General features: G+C 65.1%; 8 protein-coding genes. 2 read left to right on the top strand and 6 right to left on the bottom strand.

Annotated features, from left to right (window positions below; all coding sequences use genetic code 11):
• A partial coding sequence (locus tag ACYQ6T_RS10475; RefSeq protein ID WP_459830616.1) for a solute carrier family 23 protein occupies window positions 1–246 on the bottom strand: 246 nt, incomplete at its 3' end.
• A gap of 118 nt (window positions 247–364) precedes the next feature.
• Between ACYQ6T_RS10475 and ACYQ6T_RS10470 the strand changes: the two genes are divergently transcribed.
• Complete coding sequence (locus tag ACYQ6T_RS10470) at window positions 365–862, top strand: putative metalloprotease CJM1_0395 family protein (RefSeq protein ID WP_459830613.1); 498 nt, start codon at window positions 365–367, stop codon at window positions 860–862.
• Here the strand turns inward: ACYQ6T_RS10470 and ACYQ6T_RS10465 are convergent.
• Window positions 841–1,410, bottom strand: coding sequence for a disulfide bond formation protein B (locus ACYQ6T_RS10465; protein ID WP_459830611.1), 570 nt, complete (start codon window positions 1,408–1,410; stop codon window positions 841–843). The genes ACYQ6T_RS10470 and ACYQ6T_RS10465 overlap by 22 nt on opposite strands.
• Before the next feature lie 67 nt (window positions 1,411–1,477).
• On the opposite strand from ACYQ6T_RS10465, the gene ACYQ6T_RS10460 reads away from it, so the two are divergent.
• Complete coding sequence (locus tag ACYQ6T_RS10460) at window positions 1,478–2,359, top strand: DNA/RNA non-specific endonuclease (RefSeq protein ID WP_459830609.1); 882 nt, start codon at window positions 1,478–1,480, stop codon at window positions 2,357–2,359.
• Window positions 2,360–2,364: 5 nt separating this feature from the next.
• Here the strand turns inward: ACYQ6T_RS10460 and ACYQ6T_RS10455 are convergent, their stop codons facing one another.
• The 4 genes from ACYQ6T_RS10455 to ACYQ6T_RS10440 form a co-directional block, all read right to left on the bottom strand.
• Window positions 2,365–3,021 carry an MBL fold metallo-hydrolase gene (locus ACYQ6T_RS10455; RefSeq protein WP_459830607.1) on the bottom strand — a complete coding sequence of 219 codons (657 nt, stop codon included), beginning with the start codon at window positions 3,019–3,021 and terminating at the stop codon, window positions 2,365–2,367.
• Between the two features lie 3 nt (window positions 3,022–3,024).
• On the bottom strand, window positions 3,025–3,573 hold the full coding sequence (locus tag ACYQ6T_RS10450; RefSeq protein ID WP_459830605.1) for a FlgO family outer membrane protein: 549 nt from the start codon (window positions 3,571–3,573) through the stop codon (window positions 3,025–3,027).
• Between the two features lie 3 nt (window positions 3,574–3,576).
• Entirely contained in the window at window positions 3,577–4,308 is a 732-nt protein-coding gene (locus ACYQ6T_RS10445; RefSeq protein WP_459830602.1) for a hypothetical protein, read from the bottom strand.
• A 59-nt stretch (window positions 4,309–4,367) separates the two neighbouring features.
• Window positions 4,368–5,178: methyl-accepting chemotaxis protein (locus ACYQ6T_RS10440; RefSeq protein ID WP_459830600.1), on the bottom strand; the 811-nt coding region annotated here is incomplete at its 5' end.

The following is a 5,178-nucleotide window of genomic DNA, read 5'->3' as shown; positions in this document are numbered from 1 at the left end:
CATCCCGGGCGCGAGCGCGATCGGGAGGTTCGCCCACCACCCCATCACGAAAGAGCCGATTGCTGCGGCAAGGCAGGTCGCGACGAAGAGCGCGCTTTTCGGCATCCCGGTGGCGGAGAGGATCTCGGGGTTGACAAAAAGGATGTAGGCCATGGTGAGAAAGGTGGTGAGACCTGCCAGGAGCTCGGTCCGCACCGATGTCCCATGTGCGCTGAGGGCAAAGCGGCGTTCAAGAAACGTATTCATCGAGGTTGCTCAAACAGGTGATTGAACCAGTGGCCGATTGTACCCGCAATTGCCGCCCGTTGCGTTGGGCGAACGCCCGCGCTAAGATGGTAAAGAGAGCGTTTTCATGTCGGCGACAATGATCTCAGCGGTCACAGCAACGGCCTTCTCTTTTGGCGTGGGTGCAAGCGGTGCGACCCGCCCTGCCGCATCGGCCGAAGATGAGGCCGAGAAGGCGCAAAAAGTCGCCCGGCTGCGGGAGATCGACCGCCAAGTGCGGGCACACGAGGCGGCGCACGTCGCAGCGGCAGGCGGGTTGGTGACCCGCGGGGCGCAGTTCGCCACGGTGCGCGGCCCCGACGGGCAGAGCTATGCGGTGGCGGGGGAGGTGCAGATCGATACCACCCCGGGAAAGAACCCCGAAGAGACGCTGCAGAAGGCCGAACGAATCCGCGCGGCCGCGTTGGCCCCAGCCGACCCGTCGCCGCAAGATCTCAAGGTGGCTGCGCAGGCGGCGCAGATGGCTGCGCAAGCGCGCATGGAACTGGCGCAAGAGAAGCGCTCGGACGCCCCGCGCGACCCGACGCGCTACCGCAGCGAGCGGGCACTCGCCGCCTATCGGGCCAACGGCGGCTGAAAACGAAAGAAGGTCCAGAGGGCGGTTGCTGCCACTGCGCCAAAGATGAGAAACGCCCAGTTGGCGAGGGTCAGCCCCACGATCACGAGCCCGGGATCGGAACAAAAACCGGTCGGGAGAAAGAGGGTTTCCGAAAGGGTGGCGAGCCACTCGACAAACTGCTCGATGGGGTTCAGCTGGGCGCCACCACACGCAAACTTTTCCGGCTGCCATTGCAGAAGCGTTTGATACCCCGCCACGCCCATCCCGCCGAGTGCAAGCAGAAACGTGGCGGCGGCAAAGGCGCTGTAACTCATCGTCGCCCCAAAGGAGTCACGTTCCAACGAGAACTCGAGAACCGCCCGCCGCATCGTGAGTGCTGCGCCACTCGCGGTGAGCGCGAGCACCATGAAGAGGAAGCGCTGAAAGATGCAGAGGTGACAGGGGGCGAGACGCAGGAGGTGGGTGAGCGCGACGCTTGCCGCAGCAAGAGCCGCGCACGCGAGCGCAATGCCCCACCACCATCGTTGGGGAGGATAGCGGAGCGGGGCGGGTTGAGGTTCTTGCATCGGCGATGCACAACGAGGAGGTGATTCGCCGATAATAGCGCGTTTTCCTCGAGAACGGACCTCTGCAATGGGACGCACGCGCAGACGATCGCTGCTCTGGCCTCCTCAAGGCTCAGGGTGGGGGGCATTTTTCGCCGCTCTGCTCTTTACCTTGGTGGGTCTGTGGGTGGGGGCCGAACCCCTCCCCGAAGACTCCCCTTACGGCTGGCCGAAAGGGGGGGCGCGCTTGGCAACGCGCCTCACCAACCCCGGTTTCGTCATCTCCTACAGCGAGTGGCACGGCGCGCCCCAATGGGTTGCTTACCGCGCCGACCCGCCGCCGCGCTTTCGCCTCAAGCCCCGGCCGGAGCAGTTTGAGCCCGACTGGCGCACCTGGCGCTGTCGCCTGCATATCGGCTGCGTGACCCACCAGAGCTATAGCCGCTCCGGCTTCGACCGCGGTCATATGGCGCCCAATTTCATGATCGGGACGCGCTACGGTGAAGAGGCGCAGCACGCCACGTTTCTCATGAGCAACATCGCGCCGCAGCGGCCCGAGCACAATCGCGGTTCGTGGGAACGGCTCGAGCGGCTCGAAGCGAACCGCTTTGCGCCGGGGGCAGCAAAACTCTGGGTGATCGTCGGCCCCGTCTGGGATGAGCATCCCGCACGTTTTTCCCACGAATGGATCGCGGTGCCGCAAGCCTTTTTCCGTGTTCTTCTCCGCGAGGAGGCGAACGGCGAGCGGCGGGTGTTGGCCTTCATCGTTCCGCAGGAGGCGGAACCCGACGCCGACCTGCGCCGTTTTCTCGTGACGGTTGCTGAGGTAGAGCGCCGAACCGGCCTCGTTCTCTTCCCCGAATTGCCCGACGCCGAGCGGTCGCGCCTTGCGAACGCCCCACCCGACCCCGACGCGTGGGGATTGACCCCTGAGTGGGCGACGCAGCGCCCCCGTTACACGTCGCGGTAGCAGAATTACCCGAACCGACCGCCGACAAAGGGGTTTGTGCGGCGCTCCTCCCCGAAGGTGCTCATCGGGCCGTGGCCCGGAATGAAACGGACGTCGTCACCGAGCGGAAAGAGCTTGGTGCGGATTCCTGAGACGAGGTCCTCCAAGTTGCCGCCGGGGAAATCGGTTCGACCGATCGAACCGGCAAAGAGGACGTCGCCGACGAGCGCGAGCCGCTCTTGCGGCTGAAAAAAGACGAGATGGCCGGGGGTGTGGCCAGGAAGGTGGAGGACCTGAAAGGGAAAGCGCCCGACAGAAAGCGTCTGCCCATCGTCGAGCCACTCATCGGGGGTAAACGCCAACGTGGGTGGAAAACCGAAGGTGCGCGCCTGCGCGGGGAGCCCTTGGAGCCAATAGTCGTCGGCACGGTGGGGGCCGAGGATCGGGATCCCTCCCGCCGCTTTCGCAAGCTGCGGCGCCCCTGCGGCGTGGTCGATATGGCCGTGGGTGAGCCAGATCGCGGTGAGCGTCACCTCGTGGCGCTCAGCGGCGTCGAGAATCAGCGGAATGTCGCCGCCTGGGTCGACGGCTACCCCTTCGCCGGTCGCGGGGTCCCAGAGGAGCGTACAGTTTTGCGTGAACGGGGTGACCGGAACGGCCGCAAACTGGAGCGTGCTCGCCATGATCTACCGCAGGAGGCTCTTCGTGTGGCTGTCGAGCGGCAGCACCCCGTCTTGTGCGGCCAGGATCGCGCCGCTCACGGGGTCGATGAGCTTCGCGTTGAGATGGACCGCCCGTTTCCCAACCGCGTAAGTGCCGACCAACACGGCGCGCGCTGCCTGCTCGGCGGCGATTTTGCCGATCTCCCGACTCAAGAGGAGTTCGCCGGTGTTCTCCTTGACAAAGAGGTTGGTGCGCAGCTTCACTTCGACGACCGGGAAGCCGAGCTGCACGAGGCGGGTACTCGCCTGTTCGGTCACCGCGCGCCCCAGCGTCGTCGAGTGTTCGAGCTGGTCGACGTCGACGAAGGTGGCGACGAGCACCGGGCCGCTGCGCACCCACGCAGGCGCCTGCTGGGCGATCGCGTCGATCAGCGCGTAGGTGGTGGTGAGCAGCGCTTGGGGGTCCTCTTTTACGGTCGGAGCCGTTTCGGACTGGGTCGTGGCGCAGCCGGCCAAGAGCGCCCCGGTGGCAGCGAGCACGACGAAAGGACGCCAAATGAAGTGTCTTTTCATGGCTCAGCTCCCACGGACCGGCAGAACCTTCGGTGCGGGTAATGGGGCCGGTGGTGGCGCGTAGAGCGCGAGGTCGCTGTCGGCAATATAGAAAACTTCGGTGGTGCGGGCGAGGTAGACCCCTTGCCGATCGGCGGAGACCGAGACCATTACTTCGACTTCCGGCGTCGGCCCATGCGCAAATTGGCTCGTCTGCCAGCGCCAGAGATCGGCTGCGGCGAGGGCGACGAGCCCCGACGCGCCGGGCGAGACGTTCTCCCAGATGCCGATGTTGGGGTCGTCGCTGAGCACCCAGAGACCGACGCCGAGCGCCGCGAAGCTCGTGAACTTTCCGTCAGCCGGCCGGTTTTGGAAGCGTGTCGCCTGCGTCTCAAGTCGAAGGGTGATCTCGGCGGGGAGCTCAGTGCGAACCTTCCACCCAAGACGCACCAGCTCAGTGGTGAGCGCAGCAATGACCGCTCGCTCGAAGGGGGATGGCCGATCGGGCACCGCGACCGCGAGCGTCGGACAAAGGAGCGTTTCGCTGCGGCATCCCTGCTCCTGCTGGAGCATTTGGGTGATCTGAGCGGCGATGCCGCGCGCGATGACCTGCCAGTGGTGGGCCGACTGCAGTTTCTCTTGGGTGGTGGTGGGAAAGTTGGTCGCAACCGGCACTTCGCTGTAGGGGGTGGTGCATGCCCCCAAGGCGAGCGCGGCGGTGGCGAATAGCGTGGTGCGAAGAGTCGGGCGGTTCATCGCTTCCCTCGGTGTGTGGTTTTCGTTATCGTACCGCTGAAGGATCGGTTTTGGCAAGCTTACACTTTGTAGCGAGCGACACGGCCAGAGAGCGCATTCGCCAGCGCCGAGAGCCTTTCGGCAATTTGGTCGTTGCGCTTGGCTGCTGCTGCCACATCCTCCGACATCCGTGCAAGCGTTTCGATCTGGCGGGCGATCTCCTGCACCGAAGCGTCCTGCTCGCGGACCGCATTGGCGATATCGCGCGCTCGCTCACCACCGCGCGCGGCATCCTGAACCAGCGCAGCGATCGCGGAGGCAGCCTCGCGGGCCGAGTGGGCGCCTTCTGCCGACCGGTGATCGATCGCTTCCATCGCGTCGGTGGACTCTTGGACCTGCGCATTGATCTGGTCGATCAGCAACGTGATCTCCTGGGTAGCAGCGCTCGTCTTCTCCGCGAGCTTGCGCACTTCGTCTGCCACCACCGCAAAGCCGCGCCCCTGTTCACCGGCGCGCGCCGCTTCAATCGCGGCGTTTAGCGCGAGCAGATTGGTCTGGTCGGCGATCTCCTTGATCACCGCGACGATGACGTTGATTCGGCTCGAACTCTCCGACAGTTGCTTGACCTTTTCGGTCGAGTCGCGAATGGCGGCCGCTACCTCCTCCATGCGAGCGATGTTCTCCTGGGCTATGCGCACCGAGGCTTCCGCCTCCGCTGCCGCAGCTTGTGCTGCCCGTTCCGATTCGCGCGCGTTGCTCGCGGTGGTTGAAAGCGACGAGGAGATCTCTTCGATCGCTGCCGCCACAGAAGAAGCAGCATGGGATTGCTTCTCGGCGTTGCCAACGCCTTCGCGAGCGGTTGCGGCGATCTCTTGCGCGGCGGCACCTACT

Source organism: Hydrogenophilus islandicus (genome assembly GCF_054657095.1).
This window is presented reverse-complemented; position numbering and strand designations above follow the sequence as displayed.

Excerpts from the sequence above, each read along its gene's own strand:
- ACYQ6T_RS10460 (WP_459830609.1), top strand. The coding sequence starts at position 1,478 with ATGGGACGCACGCGCAGACGATCGCTGCTCTGGCCTCCTCAAGGCTCA.
- ACYQ6T_RS10450 (WP_459830605.1), bottom strand. The coding sequence starts at position 3,573 with ATGAAAAGACACTTCATTTGGCGTCCTTTCGTCGTGCTCGCTGCCACC.
- ACYQ6T_RS10455 (WP_459830607.1), bottom strand. The coding sequence starts at position 3,021 with ATGGCGAGCACGCTCCAGTTTGCGGCCGTTCCGGTCACCCCGTTCACG.
- ACYQ6T_RS10465 (WP_459830611.1), bottom strand. The coding sequence starts at position 1,410 with ATGCAAGAACCTCAACCCGCCCCGCTCCGCTATCCTCCCCAACGATGG.
- ACYQ6T_RS10470 (WP_459830613.1), top strand. The coding sequence starts at position 365 with ATGATCTCAGCGGTCACAGCAACGGCCTTCTCTTTTGGCGTGGGTGCA.
- ACYQ6T_RS10445 (WP_459830602.1), bottom strand. The coding sequence starts at position 4,308 with ATGAACCGCCCGACTCTTCGCACCACGCTATTCGCCACCGCCGCGCTC.